This window comes from Opitutus sp. ER46, from assembly GCF_003054705.1.
Taxonomy (GTDB): domain Bacteria; phylum Verrucomicrobiota; class Verrucomicrobiia; order Opitutales; family Opitutaceae; genus ER46.
Window position 1 is genome coordinate 102,137 of record NZ_QAYX01000022.1, and the last position, 16,149, is coordinate 118,285.

Below are 16,149 nucleotides of genomic sequence, written 5' to 3' on the forward strand. Positions count from 1 at the left end.
ATGCCGCTTCGTCATCAGGTTCTCGGCGCGTGGTACACGCAGTTGGCACAGGCCCTCGACGCCGGATTGACGTTGCGCGACGCGCTTGCCCTGCCGGTGGCTGGCGGGGGCGTCCAACGCACGGCGGGCGAGATGTGGGCGGCGATCGAGCAGGGCGGGTCGGTTGACGATGCGTTGCGCGCCGCCGGGAATGCGCTGCCTGAGGCCGACCGGCTGACACTGTCCGCGGCGGCCGAGATCGGCACGCTACCGGTAATGCTGCGGCGCCTGTCCGACCGGCATCAGCGCGTTGCGGTGGCGCAGACGAGGATGCTGCTGGCCTGCGCTTACCCGATCGGCGTCCTGCACCTCGGCGTGCTGCTCGCACCGGTGCTGCGAATGATCGACTGGAACCAAGGCTTTCGCTGGAGCACGGGCGTTTACGTCGAAACGGTGCTGGCGCTGCTCGTGCCCTTCTGGACGGTCGTCGCGGTGGCTTTCGCGCTGGCGCGGCGCCGTCCCGAGATCGTGCGCGCGATCAGCGTGCGCCTGCCCGGGCTGGGACGGCATCTGCAGGCGCAGGCCTTGTCCGATCTCGCGTTCTTGCTGGGCAGTTTCGTTGGCGCCGGCGTGCGGGTCAGCGATGCCTGGGCGGCCGTCGGTCTGGTCACGACCGCGCCTGAACTCAGGACGGCGGCAAACGCGCTTTCCGAGGTGGCCGAGCGCGGCCAGCCGCCCGGGACCGAGCTCGCGCGGTGGCGCTGTTTCCCGACGGACTTTGTCGCCGCCTATCGCACGGGTGAGACCAGCGGCCAGCTCGATGTCGCGCTCCTGAAGGTGAGCGAACAACAGCAGCAGCGGGCCGAGCACGGGCTCACGCTCGTGATGATCCTTTACCCGGCGCTGGTCTTTCTCGCCGTCGCGTGTCTCGTCGGCTCGCAGGTGCTGTCGGTCTACGGCGGCTACCTCCGGATGCTGACGAAGATGGCTGAGTGACGGCTCACCTGCGGCGTGCGCGGAAGCGACCGCGAGTCGGAGGCGGTTGCCGGAAGACGATAAGGCCGTAGCGCGGGCCCAGGCTAGCGCGCGGGAGCCTCGCCGGCCGCAGCCGGCGCCGCGGCGACGGGGAGCGCGGCCGGAGCATCGCCGGCGCCGTAGCCGAAGAGATGCCGCTGCTTGATCGCGGTTGCCACCGAGACGGGTACCATCGTCTCCCAGGTCTCGTCGCCCTCCTTCAGGCGGCGCAGCACGTCGCGGGAAAAGATGCCGAGGATCTGCGGGTCAAAGCCGGTGATGCAGGCGATGTAGTGGTTCTCGAGCAGGTGCGCGTAGAGATTCCGGAGGTGGTCGGTCACCTGCACGTTGCGGGCGGTGATCAGCACCGTCGTGGCAAACACGTGATTCGGCATCGCACTCGGCGTGGGCTTGCCGGTGCTGAGATACCGCTCGTACGCGTCCTGCCGCATGGGATACACGTACAGCTTCACGGCGTGCCGGAACATCCGGCCGAACGATTCCAGAATTCCGCCCTCCAGGTGCTCGTAGTACTTCTCGTTGAAGATCTCCAGGAGGTTGTCGATGCCCATGGCCACGCCGATCATCTCCTTCGTGTAGCGGCGGAAATAGGACGTCAGCCGGTAGTATTCGGAGTAGTTGGACACCATCGTGGTGAAGCCCAGCTCGCCGAGCACGTCCACGCGGGAGAGGAAGTCCTGGGCGTCGAGTTCGCCCGCGGCCAGGAGGTTGTTCATCGTGATCTCCATCAACACCATCACGTCCTTCCCCTTCACCAGCGGCTCCTGGACGAACTGCGCCGTCGCGCAGCTCAGCATGTCGACGTTCACGTGCGTGACCGGTCGGAAGCTGCCGCGCTCCACGAGCACGGCCTTCTTGTAGAGAACCTCCGACGGCTGCAGGACGTCGCCGGACGAGCTGAACATCACCGCGTTGGTGAGGCCGTGCTGGACCAGGTAAAGCGACATCAGCCGGTTGTCCAGGTGGGCAAAGGCGGGGCCGGAGAACTTGATCATGTCGACCTCGACGCGTGCGGTGCCGACGTTGTCGACGAGCGACTCAATGAAGCGGGTGGGGTTGTCGCGGTAATAGAACGCCGCATACATCAGGTTCGTGCCGGCGATGCCGAGCGCCTCCTGCTGCTGGACCGCCCCCTTGTCCCACATGCGCACGTGCAGCACGATATCGCTCGGCTCGACCCCGGGCTCGGTCTGGAAGCGGATGCCCATCCAGCCGTGCGCGTCATTGCCACCTTTGAAGCTCCGCGTGGTGACGGTGTCCGCGAACACGAAGAAGGCGGTGCGCTCGCCCCGTTGCTCGGCCAGCCGCTCGATGAGCAACTGGTACTCGTGGTCGAGCATGGTCGTGAGCCGTTCGCGGGAAACGTAGCGCGGCGCCTTCCCGTAGATGGCGTCGCTGAACGTCATGTCATATGCCGAGATCGTCTTCGCGACGGTGCCGGACGCGCCGCCGGCCTGGAAGAAGACCCGCGCGACCTCCTGGCCGGCGCCGATCTCGGCGAACGTGCCGTACTTCCGCTCGTCGAGATTGATGGTGAGCGCTTTGCGGTTGGTGGTGAGCAGTTCCTTCTTTTCGGCCATGTGGGAGCGCGAATATGCGCAGCGAGCGCGGCTTGCGCAAATGGGCGGGCGCAAAAGCCGGGCGCGACCGGACACCCGGATGACGCTGGCGGCCGAGGACGGCGGCGCCGACCAGGCGGGGCCGCAGGCGACGGCGCGGGCAACAAAAACGCCGCGCGGTGAGGCGCGGCGGGAAGAGGGAAGCGAACCGGTGTTCGCCGACGCTTACGGGAAGAGCCCGCGGCTCTGCTTGGCGTCGGCCACGCGCTGGATGCCCAGCGTGAGCGCCGCGAGGCGGCGGCTGAACTTGAACTTCCGCTTCTGGTAGTCGACGGCGTCCTTTGCCTTGTCCAGGATCGCGAAGAGCTTCTGCATGACCTCGTCGCGGCCCCAGTAGAAGTTCGAGAGGTTCTGCAGCCACTCAAAGTAGGAGACAACGACACCGCCGGAGTTGCAGAGGACGTCGGGGATGATCTCCAGATCCTCCCGCTGATCGAGGATCTTGTCGGCGGCGTTGGTCGTCGGGCCGTTGGCGGCCTCGGCGAGCAGGCGGCACTTCAGCTTCGGCGCATTCTTCTCGGTGATCACGCGCTCGAGGGCCGCGGGGATCAGGACGGTGCACTTAAGCTCGAGCAATTGCTCGTTGGTGATCGGCTCGCCGCCGTCAAAGTCGCGCAGCACGCGCTGGTAGCGGATGTACGTCAGGGCCTTCTGGATATCGATGCCCTTCGGGTTGTAGACCGCGCCGGTGTAGTCGGAGATCGCGATGATTTTCGCGCCGTACTCGGCCAGCGCGAGCGCCGCCTCGCTGCCCACGTTGCCGAAGCCCTGGATGGCGACGGTGGCCTTGGTGATCGGCAGGTTGAGGTCGGACAGGTACTTTTTGACCAGATACGCGACGCCGGCGCCGGTGGCCTCCCGGCGGCCCTGCGAGCCGCCGAGCGCGATCGGCTTGCCGGTCACGACGCCGGGCTCCACATGGCCGACGTGGTTCGAGTAGGTGTCCATCATCCAGCCCATGATCCGCTCGTTGGTGCCGACATCCGGGGCGGGGACATCGACCTGCGGGCCGACGAAATTCACCAGCTCCTGCATGTAGCGCCGGGAAAGATGCTCGAGTTCGCCGGCCGTGAGGAGATTCGGATCGACGATCACGCCGCCCTTGGCGCCGCCATAGGGCAGGCCCACGAGCGAGCATTTCCAGCTCATCCACATCGCCAGCGCGGCGACTTCACCAATGGTGACGTTCTGGTGGAAACGGACGCCGCCCTTGGACGGTCCGGTCGAGAGGTGATGCTGGACGCGGTAGCCTTCGAAAACTGTGACGCTGCCGTCCTCGCGCTTGATCGGGAGCGCCACAGCGAGGCACCGCTTAGGGTACTTGGTGCGATCACGGATGGCTTCCGGCAGGTTGATGGCGTCGGCGGCCTTGTCGAACTGCCGGCACGCCATGCGGAACACGTCGGAATCGTAGAGAGCCGAAACAACTGCTTTGGACATGAGAACTTGGGATATCGTTAACGGTTTGGGAGCCCGCCGTTCGCGACCGCTCAGTGGGTTTCCCAACGGCAAAGGAGACGGGGGAACGGCGGTATGGGGATCATGGATTGGCGTGGAGCGTGGGTGAACATGGGGCTTTTAGCAAACGGGTTATGACACCCCGGCCCGCTGCCACTGAGTTGCCGGATTCGAGGTTGTTGTTGCGGGTGGCCACCGCGGCAGGGCAGGCTGGGCCCCTTTTGATGTCCTGGATTCTCGCCAGTCTGGTGTCCGCCGTGTTCCTCGGCTGCTACGACCTTTGCATCAAGCACTCGGTCCGCGAGAACGCCGTGCTGCCCGTGCTGTTCCTGGCGAATGTCTGCAGCGCCCTCGTCTGGTTGACGCTGATGGCGGCGGCGGCGGTCGCGCCCGATCTCGTCCCGTCGACGTTTGCGGTCCCATCCCTCACGGGGCTGCAGCACCTGCAGATGCTGCTCAAGTCGGTGATCGTGGCCTCGTCGTGGTGCTGCTCGTACTTTGCCGTGAAGCATCTCCCCGTGTCGCTCGCGGCACCGATCCGTGCGACCGGTCCGGTGTGGACGCTGGTGGGCGCGCTGCTGGTGCTCGGCGAACGTCCGACCTGGCTCGAGATGCTCGGCGTCGTGGTGACGCTCGCATCGTTTCTCGGCCTGTCGCTGGCCGGCGCGCGCGAGGGCATCGTCTTCCATCGCAACAAATGGATCTGGTGGATGTGCGCCGGCACCCTGCTGGGCGGCGTGAGCGGGCTGTACGACAAGTTCCTGCTCGGCCGCGAGGGCTTCACCGCCGCCACCGTGCAGGCGTGGTTCTCGATCTATCTCGCGCTGCTGTTCCTCCCGCTCGCGCTCGGCTGGAAGCTGCGGCTGTGGACGCGCAACGAGTTCCACTGGCGCTGGAGCATCCTGGGTGTGTCGTTTGCCCTCTTGTTGGCGGACTTCGTGTATTTCAGCGCGCTGCGCGATCCGGATGCGCTCGTGTCCCTCGTCTCCAGCCTGCGCCGCGGCAGCATCCTCATCGCGTTCGCGGGTGGCATCCTGCTCTTCAAAGAAAAACACGGACGCCAGAAACTCCCCGCCGTCATCGGCGTGCTGATCGGCATCGTGCTCACCCTCGTCGGCTGACCTGCCAGTGTCGCGCAATACGTGACACTTTCCGGCGTCGCCGCGCTGCGCCGCTGTCACGTATCGCGTGACACTTTCGTGCGGCCGGTGCGGGCATCAAAAAGCCCGGGCGGTGAAGCCCGGGCGCGAGAGTTGAGCGGACGCGATGCGGGTCACCGCACCACGCGGGCGCCGCCGCCCTTGATCTGCTTCTCGACTTCCTTGCGGGTCGCCATGGAGGTGTCGCCCGGGGTGGTCGAGGCGAGCGCGCCATGCGCCGCGCCATACTCAACGGCCTTCTGCGGGTCGTTGAACTCGAGGAAGCCGAACTGCAGGCCGGACGCGAAGCTGTCGCCGCCGCCGACGCGGTCGAGGATCTCGAGCTCCGGATACTTGCGGCTCTCGTAGAACTTGCCGTCGTGCCAGAGGATCGCGCTCCAGTCGTTCTTCGTGGCGGTGATCACGCGGCGCAGCGTCGTGGCGGCCACCTTGAAGTTCGGATACGTCTTCACGGCCGTCGCGATCATGTCCTTGAACGCGTCGAGCTCGATCTTGCTGATGTTGTGGTCGGCACCCTTGACCTCGAAGCCGAGCGAGGCGGTGAAATCCTCCTCGTTGCCGATCATGACATCGACGTATTTCGCGATCTCGCGGTTGACCTCTTGGGCCTTCTGCAGGCCGCCGATGGTCTTCCAGAGCGAGGGGCGGTAGTTCAGGTCGTAGCTGACGATGGTGCCGTGCTTGTTCGCGGCCTTCACCGCCTCGATCGTGAGGGCGGCGGTCGTCTCGGAGAGGGCGGCAAAGATGCCGCCGGTGTGGAACCAGCGCACGCCGAGCTTGCCGAAGATGTGCTCCCAGTCGAAGTCACCCGGCTTGAGTTGCGAAGCGGCGGTGTTGCCGCGGTCAGGAGCGCCGACGGCACCGCGGATGCCAAAGCCGCGCTCGGTGAAGTTGAGGCCGTTGCGGACGTTGCGGCCGATGCCGTCATCCTCGCGCCACTTGATGAAATCCGTGGCGACGCCGCCCTGCATGATGAAGTCCTCGACGAGGTGGCCGACCTCGTTGTCGACGAAAGCCGTCGCCACAGCGGTCTTGTAACCAAAGCACTTCCGGAGACCGCGCGAGGTATTGTACTCGCCACCGCCCTCCCAAACTTTGAATTCGCGCGCGGTGCGAATCCGGCCCTCGCCGGGGTCAAGGCGCAGCATGACTTCGCCCAGAGACAGCTGGTCGAACGCGCAGGATTTGGCAGGCTTGATATTAAGGCTCATAGAAAAAACCGTGGTTGAGGTTCGATAGGCGGCTGAGAGGGAAGAAAAGCGCGGTTCCCGGGTCAAGCGTGCTGGGCGGCTGGGAAACTCCCCAAGACCCTCAAGGCCGGTCAGGCGCCCCGGCCTCCCGGTCGCCACCCCGCGTGCCAGCAGCCCCAGGCTGGACGCCCGCCGCGTCGGCGCGGCCGCGCGGCTACTCCGACCCGCCGGCGTAGCAGTCGCGGCAGGTGCGGTAGGGCGACGAGGGTAGGAGGGCACGGCCGCATTGCCGGCACTCCCGGCGGGTCAGCCCCTGCTTTCCCCAGTTACGGCGTAGGATGGCCTGCGTCTGCTCGGTGGCCTCGCGGCGGAGTTCCTCCACGTAACGGCCATCGTTGAACGCCTCGGGAAACTTCAGCGCGAGCCAGCGGTAGACGGTCGTGAGCTTCAGCGTTTCTTCGAGCGACTCGAGTCCGCCGGCCGCGTCCATCCGGCGGGGAAAAGCGACCGTCTTCTCCGCGTCGAGCAGTTCGAGCCACTCCGCAAACGTGCTGCGGAAAAGGTGCTCGTCGAGGTCGAGCGGGGTGCATGCCAGGGTGTACCGCTGCTCGACCGAAAGGGAGGAGGCGTAGGTGTCGACGAGTCCTGCCGCGGCAAACACGTCGTCCTGCACGTCTGGAAAGAACGTGCCGGCGGGAAACGTGAGCCGGGTGCGAAAGAACTCCAGAATGGGCACGAGCCGTTCGAGCTTCAGCAGGTCGGCGATGGCCCGCACGTGCATCGTCGTGGGTGCCGCCGGGAGCACGTTGAGCGGCGGCATCTGCTGCGCCTCGGCGAGTGCGGCTTCGATCCGGCGGCCGTCACGCGCCGAGAAAGCCGCGACCCAGCCCGTTGCGCCCGGGCCGCGCCCCGCCCGGCCGGCGATCTGCATGATCTCAGCGGGGTCGAGCCGGCGGTTGATCTCCCCGTCGAATTTGTCGGTTTCGTAGAACGCCACGCGGTCGAGCGGCAGGTTAAGACCGAGCCCGATCGCGTCCGTCGCGCAGACGATGTCGGCTTCGCCCTCGCGGAAACGGCGTGCCTCGTTGCGTCGCACCTCGGGCGAGAGACCGCCGTAGATGACGGCGACGCGCTGGCCGCGCGACTCGAACATCGCCTTCAGTTCGAGCACCATGGTGCGCGAGAACCCGATGACGGCCGTTCGCGGCGGCAGGTGATGCCAATCGATCAGGCCCTCGTACTTGAGGGCGCCCTGCCGTTGGCGGTGGTGCACCTCGAGTTGGTCGCCACAGAGTTCGGCGAGGCGGCGGATCACCGGCTCGGTCGCGTCAGGCCCGGTGACGATCAGGGTGTCCGCCGCCACGCCGCAGTACGCAGCGACCCACGCCCAGCCGCGGTCGCGATCGAACGCGAGCTGGATCTCGTCGATCACGGCGACGGCGAAGCGCCGCGAAAAGTCTGTCATCTCCACCGTGCGCGCCGAGTGCGTATCTGAGGTGATGTCACGTTCTTCGCCGGTGATCAGCGAACACGGACGGCCCAGTTCCACGAGGCGGTCGCGCTGCTCGAGGGCGAGCAGCCGCAGCGGGCCCAGGTACATGCCGGTCGGGGCGTCACGCAACGCGAGCACCGCGTGGTGGGTCTTGCCGGAGTTCGTGGGCCCGAGCCAGGCGACGACCTTGCGCTTCAACCCGCGCGCGACCGGGAAGCATTGCAGATAGTCGAGAAACCCCGGGTTTCGCTCGGCGAGGCCGTCGAGGAGCGTGCGATCGACGGCGTGCGTGCAGGCGAGGCGGATGCGGTGAAACACGTCCTTGCGATCCGTGAGCAGGGGAGGCTGCGGCTCCGCGGCGCGGTTCACGTCGACCTGGCGGAGCACGCCCCAGCCTTCGTAACGCGGCGGGGTCTCGCGCAGCCGGCGCTCGACCTCGGCCGTGCCGCCGGGCTTGCGGCGCCGCAGGTCGGCCGCGACCGCCGCCGGGCCGCGCGTGACGACGTCGATGGCAAGCACGGCCAGCTTGAGCAACACCGGCGAGAGCACGGGCAGCGCGACGCCCGGCTGGAGCGTCACCGTCGCCGGCAGCAGGACGGTGATCTCGTCGCTCGGCTCGAGGTAATTGCCGAAGCGCAGGCCGGCATCGGGCGCGGCGGCGGCGAGTTGTTCCACCGTCAGCCGGGCCAGACTGGAGCGCACGCCGCCGACGCGCACGCGCGGTCCGATCGGCGCGCGCAAGAAGGCGTCCGCCAACTCGGTGTCCTCAAGCCCGAGCTCCGCCAGCAGCGACTGGCGTGCGCCCGTCACCACTTCCTCATGCGTCCACTCGCGTTCGAGATCCATGGGCGGCACTGTCCCGGGCGGCTGGCGGATGTCAAAGCCCCGGGGGGCGGGCCGCCGGAAAACGAGGTGGATATCCCGCCGGAGGGATGGTTCGCTGCGTCTCCGTCCATGGACACCACCTCCCCGAAGACCACCCGGCCGCGCATGATCGTCGCGTTGATGGAGACCTTTGGCCTGCGCCTGTGGGCGGCGGTCCTTGTCGCCTCGCTCCTCGCGCTGCTCGGCGTGGCCGCGATCATCTGGATCGTGCTCTCGTCGCCGCCGCGCGTGATCACAATCACCAGCGGGCCGCCGGGGAGTTCGTTCCAGCGCAACGCCGAGCGCTACAAGGCCGAACTCGCCAAGCACGGGGTGGAGCTGCGGATCCTGAGTTCGGGCGGCTCACTGGAGAACCTGAAGCGGCTCCAGGCGCCCGAGTCGGGGGTGGACATCGGCTTCGTGCAAGGTGGGCTCACCGAGGGGGTGCCGCCGCCGAATCTCGTCTCGCTCGGCAGCATCGCTTACCAGCCGCTCTGGCTCTTCTACCGCGGCGCGCCGATCAGCCGGTTGTCGGAACTCGCCAGCCGGCGCATCGCGGTCGGGGCTGTCGGCAGCGGCACGCGCGCGCTCGCGATGACGTTGCTCCTGGCCAACGGCGTGACGCCGCAGCAGGCGACGCTGGTAGAGGACGATGCCGAAAGGGCGTCGGGCGGGCTGATCGAGGGGCGGCTCGATGCGGTATTTCTCATGGGCGACTCGGCGCCAACGCAGGTGTTGCGCACGCTGCTGCGGACGCCGGAGGTGCAGCTGTATGATTTCACCCAGGCCGACGCGTACGTGCGACGGTACCCGTATCTCAACAAGACGGTGCTGCCGCAGGGCTCGTTTGACCTCGGGAAGAACCTGCCGGCGCGCAACGTCACCCTGCTCAGTCCGACCGTGGAACTGGTGGCGAAGAAAGGGCTACATCCGGCGCTCACCGACCTCGTGCTCGGGGTGGCGCAAGGCATCCACCGGCGGGCGAGCCTGTTGCAGAAGCAGGGTGAGTTTCCGGCGCCGCTGGAGCACGAGTTCACGCTGAGCGAGGATGCGCTGCGGTACTACAAGTCGGGCAAAGGCGTGGTGTACCGGCTGGTGGGCTCGTTCTGGGTGGCAAACCTGATCAATCGCGTGCTCCTCGCGCTGGTGCCGCTGATCTTGGTGCTGGTCCCGGCGATGCGGGTGCTGCCGTTGATCTACCGCTGGAGCATCCAGCTGCGACTGTACCGGTGTTACCGACCGCTGATGCTGCTCGAGCGCGATGCGGCGGGACCGCTGACGAAGGCGCGCGGCGAAGAACTGCTGGCGCGGCTCGATATCGTGGAGCAGGCGGTGAACCGGCTGCGCGTGCCGGCGTCGTTCGCGGACCAGTTCTACGAGTTGCGGCAGCACATCGTTTTCGTGCGCCGGCGCATCCGGCTGGCGATGCTCTCCGCGTCGTCTGCGCACTGAGGTCCGCGCCCGGCAGCACGCGGAGGCGAAGGCGTAAGGAGCAAGGCTTAAGGTTCGGACCGCGGTTGGGAGGTGGGGCGGCCATCGGCACCGCTGGCCGGGGAAAGGACGGTCCAGGCGGAGAAAGTTGCGGCAGGTCATAACTACATCGCGACATGGCGAAGACGTACGTATCCAAATCAGAGGGCGCCCGCGGGCGCACTGAGCAGCTCAATGGCTTCGAAATGTACTTCGAGGAGTACGGCGCCGGGGAGCCGCTGGTACTCCTGCATGGCTTCGGCGGTTGCACGCAGAACTGGCACCCGTTCATCGCGCCGCTGGCCGAGCGGTACCGACTCATCGTCGTGGATCTGCGGGGACACGGGTTCTCGACGAATCCGGAGAACACCTTTACCCACCGACAGGCGGCGCGGGACGTGTTCGCGCTGCTCGACAGACTCGACGTCGGCCGATTTTCCGCGATGGGCATGAGCACCGGCGGAATGACGCTCCTGCACATGGCGACGACCCAGCCTGAGCGCGTCGCGGCGATGGTCTTGATCAGCGCGACGTCTCACTTCCCGGACGAGGCCCGGGCCATCATGCAACGGGCTTCGTTCGCCACGATGCCGCGGGAAGTGCAGGCGATGTACCGTGAGTGCGCCAAGCGCGGCGACGCGCAGATCCGGGAGCTGATCGCCCAATTCAATGCCTTCCACGACAACCATGACGACATGGCCTTCACCGCGGCGACGCTGGCGACGATCACGGCCCGCACGCTCGTGGTGCACGGTGATCGCGACCGGTTCTTCCCGGCGGAAATCGCCCTCGACCTCCACCGCTCGATCCCTGGCGCGGCGCTCTGGATCATCCCTGGCGGCGAGCACGTGCCCATCTTCGATCGCGACGTTCCCTTCACCACCACCGCGCTGCGGTTCCTCGCCGCACCCCATGCCGCGTAGCGAGCGCGAAGCGGGCTCGCACGTGACGTGCGTCGGCGGCGGCGACCAACTCGCGCCACCTTCGCGTCGGCGCCGCTATGGTTTACCTGCCCCGAGGCGTCCCCACCGCGACCAGAGTCGCCGCCTCCGGGCGGCGCCAATCGTTAACCACCGGCGTCACGGCGCGTAGCTTGAAATGGCGGCGAAGGGGCGTCCTCATGGTGCGATGGAGAATGCCGTCAAAGGACAACGCTGCGTGAGCGAACGCGAACCCGAGCTGGGGCTCGGCGTGGTGGCGAGCGTGGACGTCGCCGCCAAGCGCGTGGGCATCGCGTTTCCCGCCACCGGCGAGCAGCGACTGTACGCGCTGGACACGCCGGTGCTGAAGCGCGTGGTGTTCCGGGTCGGCGAGAGCATCGCCAACCGCCAGGATCTACGCCTCACGATCGAGGCGGTGGAGGACGACGGCGGAGTCCTGACATACGTCGGCGGCGGGGTTCGGCTCCGGGAAGACGAGGTGTCGGACGTGACGACGGTGGCATCGCCGCCGGAGCGCCTGCTGGCGGGACAGTGTGATCCAAGCGACGTCTTTGACCTCCGTTACCGGGCGCTGCAGGCGCGGGCGCGGCGGCGAAGCGCAGACGTGCGCGGATTTCTCGGCGGCCGGGTGGAGCTGATCCCGCACCAGTTCTACATCCTGCACGAGGTTGCAGCGCGACAGATCCCGCGCGTGCTGCTGGCGGACGAAGTGGGTCTCGGCAAGACAATCGAGGCGTGCCTGATCGTGCAGCGCCTGCTCGCGGTCGGGCAGGTGAGACGCGTGCTGGTGCTCGTGCCGGAGTCACTGACGCACCAGTGGTTCGTTGAGCTCCTGCGGCGGTTCAACCTCTGGTTCAGCATTTACGACGAAGGCCGCTGCGCGGCGCTCGAGGCGAGCGATCCGGGGGAGAACCCGTTCCTCGCGTCGCAACTGGCGCTGGCGAGCGTGGACTTCCTCACGCAGATGGAGACGCGGCGTGATCAAGCGATCGCGGCGGGCTGGGACCTTGTGATCGTCGACGAGGCGCATCACCTCGTGTGGACGCCGGAGCGGGCGAGCCCGGAGTACGCGCTGGTGGAGGCGCTGGCGCAGCGGGCGCCCGGCCTGTTGCTGCTGACGGCGACGCCGACGCAGCTGGGACAACAGGGGCATTTTGCCCGGCTGCGGCTGCTGGATCCGAGCCGGTACGACAACTACGACCGGTTCGTGGCGGAGGCGGAACAGTACGCGGCGGTGGCAGGCGTGGCGGAGAAGATCGTCGGCAGCGGGCGGTTGACGGCGAAGGACCAGGCGACGCTGCGGCGCGTGTTCACCCGTGACCCCGAGCGGCTCGCGCAGCATCTCGCCGGGCTGAAGCAGGCGAAGGCCGGGGCGCGCGAGTCGCTCTTGCGCAGCCTGCTGGACCAGCACGGGACCGGCCGCGTGATGTTCCGCAACACGCGCGCGGCGATGCAGGGCTTCCCCAAGCGGCGGTACTGTCCCGTCGAGCTGGCGGATCCGGGGGTGGCGCTGCATGCGCGCATTGCCCGGGAGCTGGCGGCGGAGGAGGCGGGGACGGATGGGACGCTGCGGTATGCGTTCAAGGAGGATCCGCGGCTCGAGTGGCTGGTGGGTTTCCTGCAGGCGCACCGCGAGGAGAAAGCGCTCCTGATCTGCCGCACGCAGCGCAAGGTCGTGGCGCTGGAGCATGCGTTGCAGGAGAAGCGGAAGGTGAAGGTGGCGCTCTTTCATGAAGGCCTGCCGCTGGTGCAGCGCGACCGCCACGCGGCGTGGTTCGCAGAGCCGGACGGCGCGCAGCTGCTGATCTGCTCGGAGATCGGCAGCGAGGGCCGGAACTTTCAGTTCGCACATCACCTCGTGTTCTTTGACCTGCCGCTGAACCCCGGGCTGATCGAGCAGCGAATCGGACGGCTGGACCGCATCGGGCAGACGCAGCCGATCCAGATTCACGTGCCATACGTGGCCGGCAGTGCCGACGGATGCGTGGCGGAGTGGTACCACCGCGGGCTCGACGCGTTCGAGACGCCGCTGCACGGTGGTGAAGAGTACCAGGCCGCGTTCAAGGCACGGCTGCTGGAGGTCGCGCTCGCCTATGGCAGCGGCAAGGCGGCACCAGATGCTCTCGCGCAGCTCGTGGCGGAGACGGCCGCTTTTCGGGAGAAGCTGGCAGCGAAGATGAAGCAAGGCCGCGACCGGCTGCTGGAGCTGAACTCGTTCCGGCCGGACGTGGCGGAGACCGTACTCGAGCGGGTGCGGGCGGCAGATGCCGACCGATCCTGGCGCGAATTCCTCGTCGGACTGCTCGATCACTTCGGTGTGCGCGTCAAGGAGCACGATGACGGTGACCTGTTTCTCGACCCGAGCCATGCGTACGTGGAGTCGTTCCCCTCGATCCCGGCGGACGGCATGCTGGCGACCTTCGACCGTCAGCGGGCGCTGGCGCGGGAGGACATCCGATTCCTCTCCGCGGACCATCCGCTCCTGGGCGACGCGATTGACCTGCTGGTGGATTCACCGGCGGGGACGACGGCGTTCGGGCGCCTGACCACGGCCAAGCCCGGATTGCTGCTCGAGGCGGTATTCGTGCTGGAAACGGTGGCGGAGACGCGGTGGCGCGTGGATCAGTTTCTCGCGCCGACGCCGGTGCGGGTGGTGGTCGACGTACGCGGCCAGGAAGTCACGGCTGAGCACGATTTAGCGTCACTCGAAGGCTACATCGAAGATGCGGACCTGCATCGGTTCCTGGAACTGCCGGCGTTTTCCGGCCGCGTGCTGAAGGCGATGCTCGCGGCGGCCACCAACCGCGCGGAGGTACGCGGGGCGGAGATCACCGGCGCGGCGAGTGCGCGGGCGCAGGAGACACTGGCGGCCGACGTGCAGCGCCTGGCCGACTTGCGGAAGCTCAACGACCACGTCCGCCCGGAGGAGGTGACGCAGGCCGGTGAGCGCCTGGAGCGGACCTCGGCGGCGATCGCGGCGGCGCGGCTTCGCCTCGACAGCCTGCGGCTCATCCTCGCGGGCGCCTGAGGCGCAGGGACTTGGTGAAGGGCGGCTCGGAGCGCGAGGCGCGTCCACGCGGGCGCGCGGCTGCGCATCAAGGCACCGGGACGAGACCTGACAGGTGGGAGATGGCAGCCCGGGCTGGCCGCGACGGAGATCGGGGCGCGGTGGCCACGTGGCGCCAGCCGAAGCGGGTGTGGCGGGAGGCGGCGTTGACCGTCTCGCCCGCGGCTTCACCGCGCTGCGGCAAGGTGAACCAAGGACCGTGGCGGACGTAGTGGGCGAGGATCCCGGCTTCCGGGAATTTCATCAGGTAGCCATCGATCCGGAGGTGCCTGGCCATGGCGATGTCGTCGGCGTCGTTGGAGTACGTCGCGACGATCACGCGGACGTCATCGTAGCGCGGATTGTGCCGCAAGCCGGCGATCAACTCGCGGGCGCCATCCATGCGGATGTCGATGAAGAGCCGCGCGGGCAGGACGCCCAGCACGGCCGCCGACTGGAGCCCGGATTGGGCGGCGGCGCAGCAGTCGAACGTCGTAACGGGATTGGCAATACCGCCGGTCCGGAGCAGGTGCCGGAGCTGAAAAACGTCATCCTGGCAATCGTCCACGATGACGATCGGGGGAAGTGTTGGATCGGGAAAGTTCATGGGCAAAAACCTCCATGCAGGCTCCAACCCGTGTGGGGGAGCATACCAATACTCCTCAACTCGCGACGTCGCCACCGGAAATCCGTCCGCAAGGGGGCGCAGAAACGCTTACGAGATTCTCCCACGCCGCCACGGAGTTGGTTCGTAGTATGCTCTGATCCGGGATTGCCCGACCGGCACGCGCGACCCTTGCTGGTGCGGCTCTAGACAAAAACCGCGCCCCATGACGCTTCCTTCGCAAACACCGCGAACAACGCATCTCATGGAGGTCGCTGCCGATGAAACTTGGACAAGCTGGTTCCAGCGCTATGGCCCCAGGCTCCTGCTCTGCGCCCGGCAATGGACGCATTCGCAGGCGGATGCGGAGGACGTTGTCCAGGAGGCATTCGTGCGCTTCTGGCGGCACCAGCGGCACCTGCCCGGGGAGCCGATGGCGCTCCTGGTCACGTCCGTGCGCCGCGCCGCTTTCGACCGGGCGCGAAGCGAGTCCCGCCGCACGGCGCGGGAGGAGGAGGCACAGGGCGAAGAGAGCGGCGCTCGCGTTTCCTGGTTTGAGCCGCCGCTCCTCCAGGAGGAACGCCGCGCCGCGCTGGAGCGGGCCGTCGCGCAACTGCCGCCCGAACAGCGGGAGGTGCTCGCGCTCAAAATCTGGGGCGAACTCACCTTCCAGGAGATTGCCACCACGCTGGATATTCCCGCAAACACCGCCGCTTCCCGGTACCGCTACGCGCTGGCCGGACTGCGCCAACTTCTGACCGCCGCCGACTGCCATGGATGACGAGCTTCAGTCCCTCGAAGCCGAGTTGCAGGCCCTGCGCCCCGCCGCTCCTTCCGCCGCGCTGCGGCAACGAATCGCCGCGGCGCTGGCCGAGCCGGCGGGAGCTGCCCGCCCATCGCGTTCGCGCTGGTGGTGGCTCGCGCTTGTGCCGGTTCCCCTCGCCGCAACCGTGGCGGTGCTGCTCACCGTTTCCCGTTCCGGTCCCGATGCGCCGGCAGGGCGCGAAAGCCTCCCGCCCAGGGTCGCGACGCCGGGGGCAAACACCCCGGAGACCACCGCGACCGATCGCGTCGGCGAAGTTCTGAAGCCGATCGCGGCCGCCCAGATTCTGTATGCGGCCAACGACGAGGGATTGGTCTTGCTCGAAGATGGCACGCCGGCGCGCCGCGAGCGACTCCGCTACGTGGAGACGGTGCGCTGGCGCGATCCGCGCACCAACGCCGCGCTGACCTGGCGCGTTCCGCGCGAGGAAGTTCGCATCACCCCCGTCCGTTACCAGTGACCCATTTT

General features: G+C 67.6%; 12 protein-coding genes. 7 read left to right on the forward strand and 5 right to left on the reverse strand.

Annotated elements, in window-relative coordinates; translation table 11 throughout:
• Positions 1-975 (forward strand): type II secretion system F family protein, encoded by a 975-nt coding sequence (locus tag DB354_RS10950; RefSeq protein WP_158277487.1) that lies wholly within the window; start codon positions 1-3, stop codon positions 973-975.
• 83 nt (positions 976-1,058) lie between these two features.
• Here DB354_RS10950 and DB354_RS10955 read toward each other — a convergent pair whose 3' ends face one another.
• Both DB354_RS10955 and DB354_RS10960 read right to left on the reverse strand, forming a co-directional pair.
• Positions 1,059-2,594: a TonB-dependent receptor gene (locus tag DB354_RS10955; protein WP_233256612.1), complete on the reverse strand. Its 1,536-nt coding sequence runs from the start codon at positions 2,592-2,594 to the stop codon at positions 1,059-1,061.
• A 204-nt stretch (positions 2,595-2,798) separates the two neighbouring features.
• Positions 2,799-4,073, reverse strand: a complete 1,275-nt coding sequence (locus DB354_RS10960; RefSeq protein WP_107835672.1) for a Glu/Leu/Phe/Val dehydrogenase — start codon at positions 4,071-4,073, stop codon at positions 2,799-2,801.
• A 242-nt stretch (positions 4,074-4,315) separates the two neighbouring features.
• On the opposite strand from DB354_RS10960, the gene DB354_RS10965 reads away from it, so the two are divergent.
• Positions 4,316-5,212, forward strand: a complete 897-nt coding sequence (locus DB354_RS10965) for a DMT family transporter (RefSeq protein ID WP_107835673.1) — start codon at positions 4,316-4,318, stop codon at positions 5,210-5,212.
• 152 nt (positions 5,213-5,364) lie between these two features.
• Here DB354_RS10965 and DB354_RS10970 read toward each other — a convergent pair whose 3' ends face one another.
• Both DB354_RS10970 and DB354_RS10975 read right to left on the reverse strand, forming a co-directional pair.
• Positions 5,365-6,462 carry a sugar kinase gene (locus DB354_RS10970; RefSeq protein ID WP_107835674.1) on the reverse strand — a complete coding sequence of 366 codons (1,098 nt, stop codon included), beginning with the start codon at positions 6,460-6,462 and terminating at the stop codon, positions 5,365-5,367.
• A 193-nt stretch (positions 6,463-6,655) separates the two neighbouring features.
• Positions 6,656-8,779, reverse strand: coding sequence for a helicase-related protein (locus tag DB354_RS10975; protein WP_107835675.1), 2,124 nt, complete (start codon positions 8,777-8,779; stop codon positions 6,656-6,658).
• Positions 8,780-8,887: 108 nt separating this feature from the next.
• On the opposite strand from DB354_RS10975, the gene DB354_RS10980 reads away from it, so the two are divergent.
• The 3 genes from DB354_RS10980 (at position 8,888) to rapA (ending at position 14,236) form a co-directional block, all read left to right on the forward strand.
• Positions 8,888-10,249, forward strand: coding sequence for a TAXI family TRAP transporter solute-binding subunit (locus DB354_RS10980; protein WP_107835676.1), 1,362 nt, complete (start codon positions 8,888-8,890; stop codon positions 10,247-10,249).
• A gap of 155 nt (positions 10,250-10,404) precedes the next feature.
• Positions 10,405-11,190 (forward strand): alpha/beta hydrolase, encoded by a 786-nt coding sequence (locus DB354_RS10985; RefSeq protein WP_107835677.1) that lies wholly within the window; start codon positions 10,405-10,407, stop codon positions 11,188-11,190.
• A gap of 205 nt (positions 11,191-11,395) precedes the next feature.
• Positions 11,396-14,236, forward strand: a complete 2,841-nt coding sequence (gene rapA, locus DB354_RS10990; protein WP_107835678.1) for an RNA polymerase-associated protein RapA — start codon at positions 11,396-11,398, stop codon at positions 14,234-14,236.
• 67 nt (positions 14,237-14,303) lie between these two features.
• On the opposite strand, the gene DB354_RS10995 is transcribed toward rapA, so the two are convergent.
• Entirely contained in the window at positions 14,304-14,861 is a 558-nt protein-coding gene (locus DB354_RS10995; protein ID WP_107835679.1) for a response regulator, read from the reverse strand.
• A 262-nt stretch (positions 14,862-15,123) separates the two neighbouring features.
• Here DB354_RS10995 and DB354_RS11000 point away from each other — a divergent pair, with 262 nt between their 5' ends.
• A complete protein-coding gene (locus tag DB354_RS11000; RefSeq protein WP_107835680.1) occupies positions 15,124-15,639 on the forward strand; it encodes a sigma-70 family RNA polymerase sigma factor in 516 nt (171 codons plus the stop codon).
• Positions 15,632-16,141 carry a hypothetical protein gene (locus tag DB354_RS11005; protein WP_107835681.1) on the forward strand — a complete coding sequence of 170 codons (510 nt, stop codon included), beginning with the start codon at positions 15,632-15,634 and terminating at the stop codon, positions 16,139-16,141. Before DB354_RS11000 ends, DB354_RS11005 begins: the two co-directional genes overlap by 8 nt.
• Positions 16,142-16,149 lie beyond the last annotated feature (8 nt).